This is a genomic window from Enterobacter sp. 50588862, from assembly GCF_001462935.1.
Lineage (GTDB): Bacteria > Pseudomonadota > Gammaproteobacteria > Enterobacterales > Enterobacteriaceae > Enterobacter > Enterobacter bugandensis.
Genome location: NZ_LNHM01000043.1, coordinates 125,543 through 141,500, shown reverse-complemented (window position 1 = coordinate 141,500; position 15,958 = coordinate 125,543). Strand labels below are relative to the sequence as shown.

The 15,958-nt window shown below is 55.7% G+C and carries 16 protein-coding genes, 1 tRNA gene and 1 rRNA gene; 7 read left to right on the top strand and 11 right to left on the bottom strand.

What is annotated here, in order from left to right; all coding sequences use genetic code 11:
- The first annotated feature begins 6 nt into the window (after window positions 1-6).
- Window positions 7-122, top strand: a 5S ribosomal RNA gene (rrf, locus tag APT89_RS21730).
- 241 nt (window positions 123-363) lie between these two features.
- On the opposite strand, the gene APT89_RS21725 is transcribed toward rrf, so the two are convergent.
- Window positions 364-439 (bottom strand) — tRNA-Phe (locus tag APT89_RS21725).
- Window positions 440-607: 168 nt separating this feature from the next.
- Between APT89_RS21725 and APT89_RS21720 the strand changes: the two genes are divergently transcribed.
- Both APT89_RS21720 and APT89_RS21715 read left to right on the top strand, forming a co-directional pair.
- Entirely contained in the window at window positions 608-1,450 is an 843-nt protein-coding gene (locus APT89_RS21720) for an AraC family transcriptional regulator (RefSeq protein ID WP_045631279.1), read from the top strand.
- Window positions 1,451-1,490: 40 nt separating this feature from the next.
- A complete protein-coding gene (locus tag APT89_RS21715) occupies window positions 1,491-2,081 on the top strand; it encodes a LysE family translocator (RefSeq protein WP_045631278.1) in 591 nt (196 codons plus the stop codon).
- On the opposite strand, the gene APT89_RS21710 is transcribed toward APT89_RS21715, so the two are convergent.
- From APT89_RS21710 to aspA, 5 genes are all read right to left on the bottom strand, one after another.
- Window positions 2,078-2,653, bottom strand: coding sequence for a transcriptional regulator (locus APT89_RS21710; RefSeq protein WP_028015225.1), 576 nt, complete (start codon window positions 2,651-2,653; stop codon window positions 2,078-2,080). The two genes, APT89_RS21715 and APT89_RS21710, sit on opposite strands and share 4 nt — an antisense overlap.
- 49 nt (window positions 2,654-2,702) lie before the next feature.
- Window positions 2,703-4,406 carry a protein-disulfide reductase DsbD gene (locus APT89_RS21705; RefSeq protein ID WP_060573555.1) on the bottom strand — a complete coding sequence of 568 codons (1,704 nt, stop codon included), beginning with the start codon at window positions 4,404-4,406 and terminating at the stop codon, window positions 2,703-2,705.
- The gene (gene cutA, locus APT89_RS21700; protein ID WP_028015227.1) at window positions 4,382-4,705 is read right to left on the bottom strand and encodes a divalent cation tolerance protein CutA; all 324 of its coding nucleotides are present in this window, start codon (window positions 4,703-4,705) and stop codon (window positions 4,382-4,384) included. Before cutA ends, APT89_RS21705 begins: the two co-directional genes overlap by 25 nt.
- Window positions 4,706-4,818: 113 nt before the next feature.
- Window positions 4,819-6,120 carry an anaerobic C4-dicarboxylate transporter gene (locus tag APT89_RS21695; protein ID WP_008502949.1) on the bottom strand — a complete coding sequence of 434 codons (1,302 nt, stop codon included), beginning with the start codon at window positions 6,118-6,120 and terminating at the stop codon, window positions 4,819-4,821.
- 116 nt (window positions 6,121-6,236) lie between these two features.
- Window positions 6,237-7,673, bottom strand: a complete 1,437-nt coding sequence (gene aspA / locus APT89_RS21690; RefSeq protein ID WP_003855923.1) for an aspartate ammonia-lyase — start codon at window positions 7,671-7,673, stop codon at window positions 6,237-6,239.
- A gap of 335 nt (window positions 7,674-8,008) precedes the next feature.
- Here aspA and APT89_RS21685 point away from each other — a divergent pair, with 335 nt between their 5' ends.
- Complete coding sequence (locus APT89_RS21685) at window positions 8,009-8,473, top strand: FxsA family protein (protein ID WP_028015228.1); 465 nt, start codon at window positions 8,009-8,011, stop codon at window positions 8,471-8,473.
- Between the two features lie 31 nt (window positions 8,474-8,504).
- Here APT89_RS21685 and yjeH read toward each other — a convergent pair whose 3' ends face one another.
- Entirely contained in the window at window positions 8,505-9,743 is a 1,239-nt protein-coding gene (yjeH, locus tag APT89_RS21680; RefSeq protein ID WP_060573553.1) for an L-methionine/branched-chain amino acid transporter, read from the bottom strand.
- A gap of 178 nt (window positions 9,744-9,921) precedes the next feature.
- Between yjeH and APT89_RS21675 the strand changes: the two genes are divergently transcribed.
- Window positions 9,922-10,215 (top strand): co-chaperone GroES, encoded by a 294-nt coding sequence (locus APT89_RS21675; protein WP_003855929.1) that lies wholly within the window; start codon window positions 9,922-9,924, stop codon window positions 10,213-10,215.
- 31 nt (window positions 10,216-10,246) lie between these two features.
- The gene (gene groL, locus APT89_RS21670; protein ID WP_023310114.1) at window positions 10,247-11,890 is read left to right on the top strand and encodes a chaperonin GroEL; all 1,644 of its coding nucleotides are present in this window, start codon (window positions 10,247-10,249) and stop codon (window positions 11,888-11,890) included.
- A gap of 65 nt (window positions 11,891-11,955) precedes the next feature.
- On the opposite strand, the gene iadA is transcribed toward groL, so the two are convergent.
- The 3 genes from iadA to APT89_RS21655 are packed head-to-tail and all read right to left on the bottom strand — an operon-like array spanning window position 11,956 to window position 14,237.
- Window positions 11,956-13,119, bottom strand: a complete 1,164-nt coding sequence (gene iadA, locus APT89_RS21665; RefSeq protein ID WP_060573551.1) for a beta-aspartyl-peptidase — start codon at window positions 13,117-13,119, stop codon at window positions 11,956-11,958.
- Window positions 13,120-13,129: 10 nt separating this feature from the next.
- Entirely contained in the window at window positions 13,130-13,591 is a 462-nt protein-coding gene (locus APT89_RS21660; RefSeq protein WP_060573549.1) for a YjiG family protein, read from the bottom strand.
- Window positions 13,572-14,237 (bottom strand): nucleoside recognition domain-containing protein, encoded by a 666-nt coding sequence (locus tag APT89_RS21655; protein ID WP_045261285.1) that lies wholly within the window; start codon window positions 14,235-14,237, stop codon window positions 13,572-13,574. The genes APT89_RS21660 and APT89_RS21655 overlap by 20 nt, the downstream gene beginning before the upstream one ends.
- Before the next feature lie 234 nt (window positions 14,238-14,471).
- Here APT89_RS21655 and APT89_RS21650 point away from each other — a divergent pair, with 234 nt between their 5' ends.
- Window positions 14,472-14,825 (top strand): DUF4156 domain-containing protein, encoded by a 354-nt coding sequence (locus APT89_RS21650; protein WP_014882205.1) that lies wholly within the window; start codon window positions 14,472-14,474, stop codon window positions 14,823-14,825.
- 64 nt (window positions 14,826-14,889) lie between these two features.
- Here the strand turns inward: APT89_RS21650 and epmB are convergent, their stop codons facing one another.
- Complete coding sequence (gene epmB, locus APT89_RS21645; protein WP_060573546.1) at window positions 14,890-15,918, bottom strand: EF-P beta-lysylation protein EpmB; 1,029 nt, start codon at window positions 15,916-15,918, stop codon at window positions 14,890-14,892.
- Window positions 15,919-15,958 lie beyond the last annotated feature (40 nt).

Below are 15,958 nucleotides of genomic sequence, written 5' to 3'. Positions count from 1 at the left end.
AATTTGCCTGGCGGCTTTAGCGCGGTGGTCCCACCTGACCCCATGCCGAACTCAGAAGTGAAACGCCGTAGCGCCGATGGTAGTGTGGGGTCTCCCCATGTGAGAGTAGGGAACTGCCAGGCATCAATCAAGAAGAACCCCGTACCGTAAGGTGCGGGGTTTTTTGCTTTGTGCGCCGGAAAATACCGGGTGGCGGCTTCGCCTTATCCGGCTATAGGTTTTGCAGGCCCGGTAAGCGCAGCGCCACCGGGAAATGCTAACCGCATGATCTTACCGGGAAGAGATACAGGAGTAAAAATAAGGTAAGGTTTTGATAAACGCAGAAAAGCAAAAACCCAGCCATAGGCTGGGTTCTTTAAATAGTGGTGCCCGGACTCGGAATCGAACCAAGGACACGGGGATTTTCAATCCCCTGCTCTACCGACTGAGCTATCCGGGCAACGGAGCGCATTAAACCGCAATCGCGCCTTATCGTCAACATTATTTCAGGAAAAGCTGTTCAACTGCTTAAGTTTGCGGCAATCTGTACGTTTTCACCGTGAAAATGCACAAATCTTCCAGACAATACCAGGCCGTGCGGCAATGCTGATGACAACAGGAGGGCAGTATGGCAAACGACTGGCTTGAGCTCCGTCAGCATGCGGATACCGGCATTGAAACGATTAAAGCGCACTTCGAAGGCCATGCCTTCGATCCCCACTGGCACGATAGTTATCTGGTCGGGATTACCCTTTCAGGCACCCAGCAGTTCCACTGTCGTCGCGAACGCCACCGCAGCCATCCTGGTGATGCGTTCTTACTGGAGCCGGGTGAAATTCACGACGGCGACGCGCCTGTGGAAGGAGGCTTTACCTATCTCACCTTCTATCTTGACGAGCAGTGGCTGACGCGTACCCTCCGTGGATTATATGAAGCCACGCCGGACCGCTACTCGCTTCACTTTGCTCAAACGCTAACGCGAGAACCTCAGCTGGTCCGTTCTATCGGCGAGACGTTTAACGCATTGCATAGCGATGAGATGAAAATTGTTCAGCAGAGCACAATGGATAAGCTGCTCTCTCAGATCACCTCCCATTGCCACTGGCGTAAGAAACTCCCGTCGCAGCTACAGAGCGCTGCCGTGGCGCACCGCGCACGCGACTATCTTTATGCGCATATCGGCGAGAACGTGGGGTTGTCAGACCTTGCGCGCGAGACGGGCACGGATCGTTTTACGCTGACGCGCTGTTTTAAGCGCGAGTTCAACCTGGCACCGCACGCCTGGCTTATTCAGCTGCGTCTGGCAAAGGCGCGACAGCTGCTGGCGCACGGCGAACAGCCTGTTAATGTGGCTACAGCGCTCGGTTTTGCCGACCAAAGCCATCTGGGACGCTGGTTCCAGCGTGCATACCGCATTTCCCCTGCCCACTACCGCCGGTTGTGCACAAACCTTCCAGACGCTTCCAGATAATAGCGGCACAGTAATGGCTCTAACAAAAAAGGAGCCATCTGTGAGTCTGATGCCTTATCTGCTGTTTGCCTTTGTCGCGTCGATAACGCCCGGCCCGACGAATATCCTCGTTCTCACTAACAGCCAGTACTTTGGTGTGAAAAATACCATTCCCGCCATTTTGGGGGGATGTATTACGGCGAGTCTGATTGTGCTGATATCGGGTGCCGGCGCCGGGGAGGTGCTGCGTCAGTTTCCTCTGATACGCCAGGCAATGAGTTGGGCGGGCGTGCTGTGGCTAACCTGGATGAGCTGGCAACTGTATCGGGCGCCTGCGGCGAATCTCTCTGAGAAGGCGCCTCATCGCTTTACCGCGCAAGCCGCAGCGCTGCTGCAGATGGTGAATCCGAAAACGTGGATGATGGCGCTGGCAGTAGTGAGTCTTTTTGCTCCCGCGAGCATTCATCCGTTAAGAGATATTGCGCTGATGGCGCTATGGTTCTTACTGATTTCTGTGATGTGCCTGATGTGCTGGGCGTGGCTGGGGAAGGCGGTAAACCGAGTGTTTCGCACCACCGTGGCGATGGTGCGGTTTCAGCGCCTGATGGCGCTATGTTTGCTCGTCTCCGCCTGGGCGGGCATGCTGGTCTAGGTTAACGCCCCGCCCATACGACACTGGGCAAAGCGCAGAATGTCTTCCGCCAGGCGGTGCGCCGTATCCACATCGGCCTGGCTACGGTTCACCAGCATGCGGCTCAGGCAACCCTCCAGTACGAGCTCCATCTGCTTAGCGACCATTGCCGGGTCATCCACTTCAAGCGTTGTCAGCAGTTCGTGGGTGAAGTCATGCGCCGCACGTTTTTGCTGATCCGCCAGCTGGTGTATTGGATGGCCAGGATCGGGATAAAACGTACAGGCAGCAATAAATAGGCAGCCTGGATAACGATTGTTGCTGACGCACTCTGTCAGGGCGGTGTAGCGCGCTAACAGTTTTTGCTCGGCGGTCAGCTCTTCATTCAACATTAGCTGCCTGCGCCAGATATCCACCTGCTGGCTAAGATAGCGTAGGGCATCATAAAGCAGCGCCTCTTTATCCGGCCAGAAGCGCTTAAGCTCATCCAGAGGGTAATCGATACGGTCGGCTACCATCTCAAGCGTGGTGCTGGCGATCCCTTGAATCTCAAGTAGTTGCAGGGCTTGTCCCAGTACGTCTTCGCGTTGCACGGTTATCTCCTCCGCTATTCCCAACGGTATGTCCCGTCTAAAGTGTTGTTTACGGTTGGCGATTGCGCAAATGCGCGCTGAATGCCGGTGCGTCCATAAACCCGGTTACACGCTGTTCTGGCAGCTCTTCCCCCTGCTCATTGAAGAACAAAATAGTTGGTAGCCCGAGTACGGTAAGGTGTTTAAGCAGGGCCTTATCCTGCGCATTGTTGGCTGTGACGTTTGCCTGAAGGAGTACCGTCTCTTTCAGGGCATTTTGCACCAGAGGATCGCTAAAGGTGTATTTTTCAAACTCTTTGCAGGCAACACACCAGTCGGCATAGAGGTCGAGCATCACCGGTTTGCCTTTTGCCTGCGCCAGCGCGCTGTTGAGCTCATCGACGTTCTTAACGTGTATAAAGTTTAAATGTGCCTGCGTCTGGCCCACAGGCGAGCCGAACGCCCAATCCTGAAGCGGGCGCACGCTCACCAACGCGGCGGCGAGCAGGAGAATTTGCACCAGACGCATCCACGCTTTTTTTGCCCCCAGGCTGACGATAAACGCCCAGGAGAAGAACGCCACGCCGAGCATGGCCCACAGGCGCAAACCCCACGCGTCACCCATGATGCGCTCCAGCAGGAACACCGGGAGCGCCAGGATGACAAAGCCGAACGCGGTTTTCACCGTCTCCATCCACGGGCCGCTCTTCGGCAGCAGGCGGTTGCCAAACACCGTCACCAGAATCAGCGGCAGGCCCATCCCCAGCGCGTAAAGATACAGCGTACCCCCGCCGAGCCACATATTACCGCTCTGGGCGATGTACAGCAGGATAGCGCTCAGCGGTGCTGTAGTGCAGGGAGAACAAATCAACCCGGCGATGGCGCCCATTGCGAACACGCCGCCCGCAGAGCCACCCTGCTGGCGATTGCTCATCAGCGTTAAGCGGGTTTGCAGCGAAGAGGGCAGCTGAAGCGTGAACAGGCCAAACATCGACAGCGCAAGCAGAATAAATACGGCTGACAGGCCGATTAGCACGTAAGGGTGCTGAAGCGCTGCCTGGAACTGCAGTCCGGCCGCGGCGACCACGAGGCCGAGGGCGGTATAGGTGAGCGCCATGCCCTGCACATAAATAAAGGCCAGGAGCAGCGCCCGGGCGGTAGAAAGACGCTGTTTGCCGCCCAGTACAATCCCGGAGATAAGCGGGTACATCGGCAGGACACAAGGGGTAAAGGCAATGCCGATACCAATCAGTAAGGCCCAAAGTGCTGAGAACGGCAGAGCAGAAGCAGCTTCGCCTTCATCCCTCACCCTGTCCCTCTCGCCTGAGGGGAGAGGGGAGGCAGCCGCTTTAACTTCAGTAAGCGGAACGACCTTCGTTTCAGGAGGGTAGCAGAAGCCCGCGTCGGCACAGCCCTGATACGTAACCGTCAGCGTGGCATCTTTATCCGCCTGATTCACCGTGACGGGCACGCTTAAGCGCTGGCGATAAATTTCACTTTTACCGTAGAACTCGTCCTCATGCCATTCGCCAGCGGGCATCTGCAATGCGCCAACGTTAGCCTTTGCCGGCATGATGCTGACCTGCTTGCGGTAGAGGTAGTAACCCTCTTTCACCTGCCAGGTCAGATTGAGATCGTGCTGGTTTTGCTGAAAGTCGAAAATGAACGCCTGGTCGGCGGGAATAAAGTTCGAACGGCCGGGCGCGTCAAACAACCCGGCAAATACTGACGTGCTGCACAGCAGCAGGATCAGCGTAAAGAAGCGTTGAGCCATGAGAGATAGTCGTTATCGCCGTGGACCACTGGCAGCACCAGCAGCTCCGGGGTTTGATAAGGATGATGAGACTTGAGGCAGTCAAGGAGCGCCTGCTGATTCGCCAGATTGGTTTTGAGCAACATCTGGACTTCATACTCCTGCTCCAGCTTGCCTTCCCAGTAATAGAGGGAGGTCGCGCCGGGGAGCAGCGTGACGCAGGCTGCCAGTTTTTCGGCCAGCGCTTTGGCGGCGAGATCCTGGGCAGAGGCTTCATCAGGGGCGGTACACAGTACGACAACAGCATCAGGCGTGTTCACAAGTCGACCTCCTCATCACGAAAGTCTTCACTATATCACGCCATGCGATTGGTCATTAATGAAACGGGCCGCAGAGCGGCCCGATTTTAACTATTTTTACAACGGCTAACCGTTTACAGCACAATGCCACCGATGATAAAGCCGAGGACGACGCAAAGCGTAATCGCCACCACGCCCGGGATCAGGAACGCGTGGTTAAACACGTACTTACCGATGCGGGTTGAGCCGGTGTCATCCATCTCAACCGCGGCCAGCAGGGTTGGGTAGGTTGGTAGCACGAACAGGGCGGAAACGGCCGCAAAAGAGGCAATCGCCGTCAGCGGCGTCACGCCCAGCATCAGTGCCGCAGGCATCAGCGCTTTGGTGGTGGCAGCCTGAGAGTAAAGCAGCGTCGCGGCAAAGAACAGTACCACCGCCAGCAGCCACGGGTAGTTGTGCAGCAGGTCGCCGGCAACGGTCTGGATGTCGCTGATGTGCGCTTTCACGAAGGTGTCACCGAGCCACGCCACGCCCAGTACGCACACGCAGGCGCTCATACCGGATTTGAAGGTGCTGGCGTTCAGCACTTCGCTGGTGTCGATTTTACAGGTGATGCTAATCAGCGTGGCGATGGTCAGCATGAATACCACAATCGCTTCGTTACGCGGCAGCACCGGGTTCTGGATCAGCCCCACGGTGTCGCTGATGGCGGTCGCGTAGAACATCACGGCGACGATACCGATCAGGAACAGCAGCACGGAGCGTTTCGCGTGCGGCTTCAGCTCGAAGACCTGGCTACCGCGCAGGCTCACTTCACCTTTTGCCAGACGCTCCTGGTAAACCGGATCGTCTTTCAGCTCGGCACCGAGGAAGTTACACAGCACGGCGGTAATCATCACCGCAATCAGCGTGACTGGAATACAGATCGCCAGCAGCGTCAGGTAGCTCACGCCCATCGGCTCAAGGATACCCGCGAAGAAGACTACGGCGGCTGAGATTGGCGACGCGGTGATCGCAATCTGCGACGCAACCACGGCAATAGAAAGCGGACGAGACGGGCGAATCCCCTGTTCTTTTGCCACCTCGGTGATCACCGGCAGCGTGGAGAACGCCGTGTGGCCGGTTCCCGCGAGAATGGTCATAAACCAGGTCACCAGCGGGGCAAGGAAGGTGATGTATTTCGGATGGCGGCGCAGCATGCGCTCCGCCAGGCTCACCAGGTAGTCCATACCGCCTGCCACCTGCATGGCCGCAATAGCGGCAATAACCGCCATGATGATTTCGATAACGTCAAAAGGGATTGCGCCGGGTTTAATCTGAAAGATAAGGGTAAGTACGAGCACCCCGAGACCGCCGGCAAAACCAATGCCGATACCCCCGAGCCGCGCGCCCAAATAAATCGCCAACAGGACGATGACGAGTTCTGCTCCAAACATAAAGACCTGCCTTGCTTATTAACAAGTTGATATTGAATTGTTGTATTTAGGTAACGCCTAAAAAGAAAAAAGGCACGTCACAAGTGACGTGCCTTTCGGAAGCCTAGCCTGAACTGTTACTGTTCGCTTTCATCGGTATATCGTTTCGCTTTATATGCCGGATGCATCAGGTTCTGGGCCGAGAAGATATCGTCCAGCTCGGCTTCGGTCAACAGTCCACGCTCCAGCACGACTTCACGCACGCTCTTACCGGTTTCGGCGCAAATCTTACCAACGATGTCACCGTTGTGGTGGCCGATGAACGGGTTGAGGTAAGTAACGATCCCGATGGAGTTATAAACATAGCCTTCACAGACTTCTTTATTCGCGGTGATGCCGTTAATGCATTTTTCCAGCAGGTTGTAGCAGGCATTAGTCAGGATGTGAATGGATTCAAACATCGCCTGGCCAATCACCGGCTCCATCACGTTCAGCTGCAGCTGACCGGCTTCGGAGGCCATGGTCACGGTGGTGTCGTTACCAATCACCTTGAAGCAAACCTGGTTCACCACTTCTGGCACTACCGGGTTAACTTTGGCTGGCATAATGGAAGAACCCGCCTGCAACTCTGGCAGGTTGATTTCGTTCAGGCCAGCGCGCGGGCCGGAGGAGAGCAGGCGCAGGTCATTACAGATTTTGGACAGTTTCACCGCCAGACGTTTCAGGGCGCTGTGTACCATTACGTACGCGCCGCAGTCGGATGTGGCTTCAATCAGGTCTTCCGCAGGCACCACAGGCAGGTTAGACACTTCCGCCAGCTTCTGAACTGCCAGCTGCTGATAGCCATCCGGGGTGTTCAGACGCGTGCCGATGGCGGTGGCGCCCAGGTTCACTTCCAGCAGCAGCTCGGAGGTGCGCAGCAGGTTTTTGGTCTCTTCGTTTAGCAGCACGTTAAACGCGTGGAATTCCTGACCCAGCGTCATTGGCACCGCGTCCTGCAGCTGGGTACGGCCCATTTTCAGAATGTCCTGGAACTCAACGGCCTTACGCTGGAAGCCATCGCCCAGCTGGTTGATCGCGTCGACCAGTTTGACCACGGAGGCATACACCGCGATACGGAAGCCGGTTGGGTAGGCGTCGTTGGTGGACTGGCATTTGTTAACGTGGTCGTTCGGGTTGAGGTACTGGTATTCACCTTTCTGATGGCCCATCAGCTCAAGGCCGATGTTTGCCAGTACTTCGTTGGTATTCATGTTGACGGAGGTACCCGCGCCGCCCTGATAGACGTCAACCGGGAACTGGTCCATGCATTTGCCGTTGTTCAGCACTTCATCGCAGGCAGCGATAATCGCATTTGCCGCGCTTTTAGGAATGGTTTGCAGCTCTTTGTTCGCCAGCGCTGCGGCTTTCTTCACCATCACCATGCCACGGACAAACTCAGGGATATCGCTGATTTTGCTGTTGCTGATGTAGAAGTTTTCAATCGCTCTCAGAGTGTGAACACCATAGTAGGCATCCGCTGGAACTTCCCTGGTACCCAACAAGTCTTCTTCGATACGAATGTTGTTTAACATGTGAACCTTCTTTTCAAGCTGCCGATGGATTGTACTAAACACACAACATATATGTGGTTTTGAATATTTTCTGACCGACGATTATTCCCTCAATCGGCCAGATGTTCGAGATCATATGCTGATGATAGCGAATTGCCGTAAGCTGGATCACTTATTATCGACCCGATTCCATGATAATTATTAATCTGTGAAATGTGTCACCGCTTTAATATTTCCGAAAAAAATATCCGTGCAAACCGATTGAATTTTGGCTAACCGTCTCCATCTCTTACAGACGCGTGACGCGAACACATTCAGACAGGGGCCAGATGGCCCTTGCCACACAGGAGATGCCAGTGCGCTGGATACCGTTTATAGCTTTCTTTCTTTATGTTTACATTGAGATTTCTATTTTCATTCAGGTAGCTCACGTGCTGGGCGTCCTGTTGACGCTGATTCTGGTGATCTTCACCTCCGTCATCGGCATGTCGCTGGTGCGTAATCAGGGTTTCAAAAATTTCCTGATAATGCAGCAGAAGATGGCCGCAGGCGAAAGCCCGGCAGAAGAGATGATCAAAAGCGTGTCGCTGATTATTGCTGGCCTGCTGCTGATCCTGCCGGGGTTCTTCACCGACTTCCTCGGCCTGCTGTTGCTGTTGCCGCCGGTGCAGAAGCACCTGACCATGAAGCTGCTGCCGCACCTGCGCTTCAGCCGCATGCCGGGCGGCGGGTTCAGCACAGGGCCAGGCGATACCTTCGAAGGGGAGTATCAGCGCAAGGATGAACAGCGCGACCGTTTAGATCATAAAGACGATCGATAATTTTTTTGCCCGGTGGCTTCGCTTACCGGGCCTAGGGATTTTTCCGCTTCGGTAAAAACGCCCACAGCCCCGCCAGCATGACGATGGCATACACACTCTTCCATCCCACCATCGCCAGCAACAGCAGGCACAGCACGCCCCCGACGACCGCCAGGGCTTTATAGCGACCTTTCAGCAGACGACAGCCCGCCAGCATGCACAGCAGGTAGATCATGATGAAAATACCGTTGGCGTAGATAATTAGAGCATCGAGGTTGATGTCGAGAAGATAAATACCCAGCGAGCTCAGGACGCAGCAGCCCAGCACGGCATTCAGCGCATTCATCGGAAGTTGACGTTTAGACAACCGCGCGAGGCGGCTCTCAGGTTTGTAGCGCGCCTGTGACCACACCAGACGGGCGAAGCTCTGGATATAAATGTTGAGGCTGGCAAAGCAGGCGAGATAGCCAATCACACAGGCCACCCATAGCGCCTTCACGCCGAAAAGTTTAACCACGATACCCGGTAGCGATGCGGCGGCGGCTTTATCTTCGCCGAACGCGTTGAAGTGCAGCACCAGCACGGTACAGACCCAATATACGGTGCCCGCCAGCAGTAAACCAATCATCAGAGCGCGGGGAAAATCACGCTCGGGCTGTTTAAACTCGGATGCCAGGTGAGCGAACGCTTCAAGGCCAACAAAACACCAGAACATGACGGATAACGCAGCGAAAAGCTGTGAATGGTCGATATCGTTTATCGCAGGGAAGGGGATATCTGCTACGGTAATGTTACCCGCAAACCAGATGGCGACGATCAGCACGACGATTAACGCTGCAACCAGCGTTTGCAGATTCGCGCTTGAACTGGCCCCGCGCGAGCCCACCCACCAGACGATCGCCAGCGTACCCAGTTCAGCCAGCAGCAGTCGCTCATCGTGCCAGCCAAACAGCGCCTGTCCAAAGCCGGTGGCGATATGCAGGGCTGCCGGAAGGCCAACGGGTATTACCGACAAAAACAGCCAGCCGGTTACGCGCTCCATGCGCGGACCAAACGCCATGCCGACAAAATGCGCCACGCCGCCCGCGCTGGGAAAGTGCCGCCCGAGTATGGCAAACACAATCGCCACCGGGAACACCAGCAGGATCAGCACCGGCCATGCCCAAAGACTGTTATTTCCGGCGACCAGCGCCGCCAGTGCCGGTACGGCAAACACGCCGGTACCTAACAAGGAGGTTGAAAGCAGGCCAACGCCCTGCGCCAGCCCCAGCTCCTGCCTGAGTCCACTCATTTACCTTGCCCTGCCACCATCAAAAGAGAGTGGATGGTAACACTTTCGCAAATTTTTTTTCGATTCCCCCTTGAAGGGGTAAAAAGCTATCCCCATCTCTCAGGGCACTAGTCGGAAAACCGCATGCGGGCCGGCGTCATCCATAACTGATAATGACTTTCTCAAAGGAGAGCTATCAATGAGTATTCGTCCGTTACATGATCGTGTGATCGTCAAACGTAAAGAAGTTGAAACCAAGTCTGCTGGCGGCATCGTTCTGACCGGTTCTGCAGCAGCCAAATCAACGCGTGGCGAAATCATCGCTGTCGGTAAGGGCCGCATCCTGGAAAACGGAACTGTGCAGCCGCTGGACGTTAAAGTTGGTGACATCGTAATTTTCAACGATGGCTACGGCGTGAAATCCGAGAAGATCGACAATGAAGAAGTGTTGATCATGTCCGAGAGCGACATTCTGGCAATTGTTGAAGCGTAATTTACGCACGAGAATTTGAGGAAATAAGAACATGGCAGCTAAAGACGTAAAATTCGGTAACGACGCTCGTGTAAAAATGCTCCGCGGCGTAAACGTACTGGCAGATGCAGTTAAAGTGACCCTGGGCCCGAAAGGCCGTAACGTAGTGCTGGATAAATCCTTCGGCGCGCCAACCATCACCAAAGATGGTGTTTCCGTTGCACGTGAAATCGAACTGGAAGACAAGTTCGAAAACATGGGCGCGCAGATGGTGAAAGAAGTTGCCTCTAAAGCGAACGACGCTGCAGGCGACGGTACCACCACCGCGACCGTACTGGCGCAGGCTATCATCACTGAAGGCCTGAAAGCCGTTGCTGCGGGCATGAACCCAATGGATCTGAAACGTGGTATCGACAAAGCTGTCGCATCCGCTGTTGAAGAACTGAAAGCGCTGTCCGTACCGTGCTCTGACTCTAAAGCCATTGCTCAGGTTGGTACTATCTCCGCTAACTCCGACGAAACCGTAGGTAAACTGATCGCTGAAGCGATGGATAAAGTCGGTAAAGAAGGCGTGATCACCGTTGAAGACGGTACCGGTCTGGAAGACGAACTGGACGTGGTTGAAGGTATGCAGTTCGACCGCGGTTACCTGTCCCCATACTTCATCAACAAGCCAGAAACTGGCGCTGTTGAGCTGGAAAGCCCGTTCATCCTGCTGGCTGACAAGAAAATCTCCAACATCCGCGAAATGCTGCCAGTGCTGGAAGCCGTTGCGAAAGCAGGCAAGCCGCTGGTTATCATCGCTGAAGATGTTGAAGGCGAAGCGCTGGCGACCCTGGTGGTTAACACCATGCGTGGCATCGTGAAAGTGGCTGCGGTTAAAGCACCTGGCTTCGGCGATCGCCGTAAAGCAATGCTGCAGGATATCGCTACCCTGACCGGTGGTACCGTGATCTCCGAAGAGATCGGTATGGAGCTGGAAAAAGCGACCCTGGAAGACCTGGGCCAGGCGAAACGCGTTGTGATCAACAAAGACACCACCACCATCATCGACGGTGTGGGTGAAGAAGCCGCTATTCAGGGCCGTGTTGGTCAGATCCGTAAGCAGATCGAAGAAGCCACTTCCGATTACGACCGTGAAAAACTGCAGGAGCGCGTAGCGAAACTGGCTGGCGGCGTTGCGGTAATCAAAGTCGGTGCGGCGACCGAAGTTGAAATGAAAGAGAAGAAAGCACGCGTTGACGATGCCCTGCACGCGACCCGTGCTGCGGTAGAAGAAGGCGTAGTTGCTGGTGGTGGTGTCGCGCTGGTGCGTGTAGCCGCTAAGCTGGCTGGCCTGACCGCTCAGAACGAAGACCAGAACGTGGGTATCAAAGTTGCGCTGCGCGCAATGGAAGCTCCTCTGCGTCAGATCGTGTCCAACGCCGGTGAAGAGCCGTCTGTGGTTGCGAACAACGTGAAAGCGGGTGAAGGTAACTACGGTTACAACGCGGCAACTGAAGAATACGGCAACATGATCGACTTCGGTATCCTGGACCCAACTAAAGTGACCCGTTCTGCTCTGCAGTACGCTGCATCTGTAGCTGGCCTGATGATCACGACCGAGTGCATGGTAACCGACCTGCCAAAAGGCGACGCGCCTGATTTAGGTGCTGCTGGTATGGGCGGCATGGGTGGAATGGGCGGCATGATGTAATCATGTTGTTCTGAACCTCTCAGAACGAACCCCGGGCAGAAATGTCCGGGGTTTTTTTATTGCCGCTACTCAAATGTTCCCTTCACGCATGCTGCGCCCTCGCACACCATCTGGCGGCCTTTCGCCCAGACCTCGCGGATCTTCAGGTCATCCGTCAGCACCAGGAAATCGGCATCGCATCCGGGCGCGAGCCGCCCCTTATGCTCCAGCCCGAGAAACTCCGCTACGTTACGCGTAAACGGCAGAAGCGCCTCCTCCAGCGGCAGGTGATACCGGCTGACCAGTTGCTGCAGCGTCTGAGGCAGAGATTCGAACCCGGCTACGCCAATGCCCACCAGATTACCGTTCGCGTCAAAATTCGGTTGGCTGCCGTTACCGTCCGAGCTGAGCGTAAGCCGGTTAAACGGCACCTGCGCTTCACGGGCCGTCGCGATGGCGGTGGCGGCATCAATGGGCTCACTGATGCTGGTGGTGATGTCGATATAGCCCCCATCGCGGGCATAATCCAGTGCGGCGAGGAACAGCGCCTGGTCGCGGTTAACGTGGGTTGGCAGCAGCTTCGTGCGTGGCACGTCGGCGTTTTTCAGGATGTTAAGCAGGGGCTCAAGCAGCTTCGGGCTGTTGCCGAGATGAAACACGGATATGCCCGCTTTAGCGCCCAGCAGCCCGCCGACGCGCGACTGAGCGGCCATATTCGCGAGCTGGTCATTCGCTGGTGCGGAAGAGCGGTGGTCGGAAATCGCGCATTTCACGCCGATGATTTTATCAATCAGCGCCACATCCTTTTCGATGCTGCCGGTAATCGTCGGAGAAGGCAGCCCGTATGCGCCTGTCAGCATCCACGCGCTGATCCCTTCATGCTCAAGCGCCCGCGTTTTTGCCAGCAGAGATTCGGGATGGCGGGTCACGCCGTCGGTACCCAGCAGGCCAACAACGGAGGTGATGCCCGCCGCCACCAGCGCGGACAACCGTACCTCCGGCGTCCGGGTGTGCGGACCGGCTTCACCGCCGCCGCCGATCAGGTGTACGTGCTGATCGATAAAGCCCGGGCAAACCACCGCCCCGGCGAGATCGGTTTCAGGACAGCTAAGCTGCATTGCTGCGCGATCCGTTTTTTCAATCGCGACGATTTTTCCCCCGGCGATCAGCAGATCGCAACGTCCCCGATCCTCCGGCGCGTAAAGGTGCACATTGCGGAAAAGATGGGGTTCCAGCACTGAAAAATCCATTTTTATCTCCTCAGAAGAGTAGCTGCATTACCCACATTGAGAGCAGGGCGTTAATGACGCAGACGGTAATGATGTGTGGATAATACTTCGGGTTAACGCCTGCGGTGCCCAGGCAGCGGCCTGTGTTTTGCACCGGATTGCCCATCAGATAGATGGCGGGCAGCAGAACGGTGGCATCGTGGCTGTTGAGCGTGCCGGCAGCCACCAGGCTGGCGCAAACCCCCACGCCGCCGCCCATACTCATCACCGAGGCCAGCAGGACCGTTGCCGCCGCGCCCGGAAGCCCCCACAGCGCCATGATCGGCTCGCAAATATTGCCAACAATATCCAGCAGGCCGGTCACCTTGAGCGCCTGAATGATGACAAACGCCATAACCACGTTCGGCAGCAGGCTGGTGGTGGCGATGGTAAAGCCCCGGCGGGCGCCATCGATAAACATGTCCATGATATTTTTACGCGGCTGGGCGATCATTTTTTTCCTCCTGAATACGACGATCTTCCATGTGAGCGATCCACAGACGCAGGAGGTTCGCGCCAACAAATTTAAACATCAGTATGACGGCCAGCGGCGTGATTACCGGGACGGTAATAAACGTGAAGAGTGCGGCGCCGGAAGAAAAATAGTTGGTAATGATGGCGCTACCGCTGGTCTGGAAGGTGGCGAAAATGGCGCGCTCGCGATCGGTAATAGCCCCTTCGTCGGTCAACTCTTTGGTCATCCCTGCTGCGGCATCGGTATTTTGCAGGTTGGCGATGAGGGCCAGAGAGCAGACGCCCGGTACGCCAAGCAGTGGGCGCAAAATGGGCGTCATCAGCTGTTGCGCGGCACGCAGCCCGCCCAGCCCCTCGGTGACGGCAATGATCCCGAGCGATAAAATGACCGAAGGCGCCAGTTCAAGGGCAAATAAGAAACCGTCTTTCGCCCCCGTGCCGCCCTCACCGCGAAACGTTAGCGCGCCGTTCACCGGACCGAAGCTGCCGTTTAGGACGGTAAAATCCAGCACGCGCCACCATTCGGTACTTTTGGCGAAAAAGCCTGAGAAAAATACAATGGTGAGCACAAACGCCAGATAGCCCACCCATGTTACCTTTTCCTCTCCTGAGGATGATGCACTCATGAAACCCCCTGTTTTAATCGCGTATAAAAGTTGTACGTCGCAACACTAAAAACGATCGAGGGCTAAAACACGATATCCCAAAGGACATTATCAGAATTCATTTAAGATGTCGGAGGAGTGATGTACGGAATCCGGCTCGCAGAAATGCGCGGGGATTTTTCTTTTAGTCATCTTTTAGGTATAAGATTTACACACGGACAATTACTGTCCAGCTTATTGAAAACGAGGAATAACATGCGCGTAAAAGTCTGTGCAGGGATCGTAGGAGCAGCGTTGCTGCTGGCGGGTTGTAGCTCCAGCAATGAACTGTCGGCAGCGGGCCAGGGCGTTCGCTTTGTGGAAGATAAGCCAGGCAGCGAATGCCAGCTGTTAGGCACGGCCACCGGTGAACAAAGTAACTGGATGTCGGGTCAGCACGGTGAAGAGGGCGGCTCTATGCGCGGCGCGGCGAATGCCCTGCGTAACCAGGCTGCTGCAATGGGGGGGAACGTGATTTACGGCGTGAGCAGTCCGACGCAAGGAATGCTCTCCAGCTTCGTGCCAACGGCCAGCCAGATGAGCGGCCAGGTCTATAAGTGCCCGAACTGAGTTTACTTGCTGATGGCGCTGCGCCCCACCTCGTAGGGCAGGTAAGCGTAGCGCCACCTGCCTTTTAGTGCTGCCGCAGTTGCAAATCCAGCGGCGTCTTACTCGGCTCTCCGCCAATCTCGCGTGCCAGCTTCGGCACCATATAACCTGAAACCAGCGTTAACAGCTCGCGCATAATTTGTCGGGCTTCCTCATCCGTCACCATGAAATGCGCCGCGCCCTGCACGCGATCCAGCACGTGCAGGTAATAGGGCATCACGCCTGCGTCAAACAAGGCATTGCTGAGATCGGCCAGCACCCGGGCACTGTCGTTCACGCCGCGCAACAATACGCTCTGGTTGAGCAGCGTCACGCCCGCCTTACGCAGACGCGCCATCGCCGCGCGAAATTCATCGTCGATCTCGTTCGCGTGGTTGATATGGTTTACCAGCAGCACCTGTAGACGGGACTGCTCCAGGCGCGTGACCAGGGCGTCGGTAATACGCGCCGGGATGACAATCGGTAAACGGCTGTGAATGCGCAGACGTTTGATGTGCGGGATGGCTTCAAGCTGCGTCAAAAGCCAGTCCAGTTCATGATCTTTTGCCATCAGTGGGTCACCGCCGGAAAAAATAATCTCATCCAGCTCTGGATGGGCGGCGATATAGTCCAGCGCAACCTGCCAGTTGCGCTTATTTCCCTGGTTTTCGGCATACGGGAAGTGCCGACGAAAGCAGTAACGACAATTTACCGCACAGCCGCCTTTTACCAGCAGCAGGGCGCGATTGAGATATTTGTGCAGTAAACCCGGCACCACGCTGTTTTGCTCTTCCAGCGGATCGGTGCTGTAGCCCGGCGCTGTAATAAACTCATCCTGCGACGTAAGGGTTTGTTTTAATAAAGGATCGTCAGGGTTGCCTTTTTCCATGCGCGCAACAAACGCGCGGGGAACACGCAGGGCGAAAAGTCGCTTTGCCTCACGGCCAGCAAGCAACTCCGGATGCTGATCGAGGTCTAAAAGACGCAGCAATTCATCAGGACTGGTGATTACATCGGCAAGTTGCGATAACCAATCTTCTCTGGATGGGGTGTTTAGGGTTACAATATGCGCCATTTTGTGGCTTAGCTACCAGTTAACAAATTTAGAGGGCCTT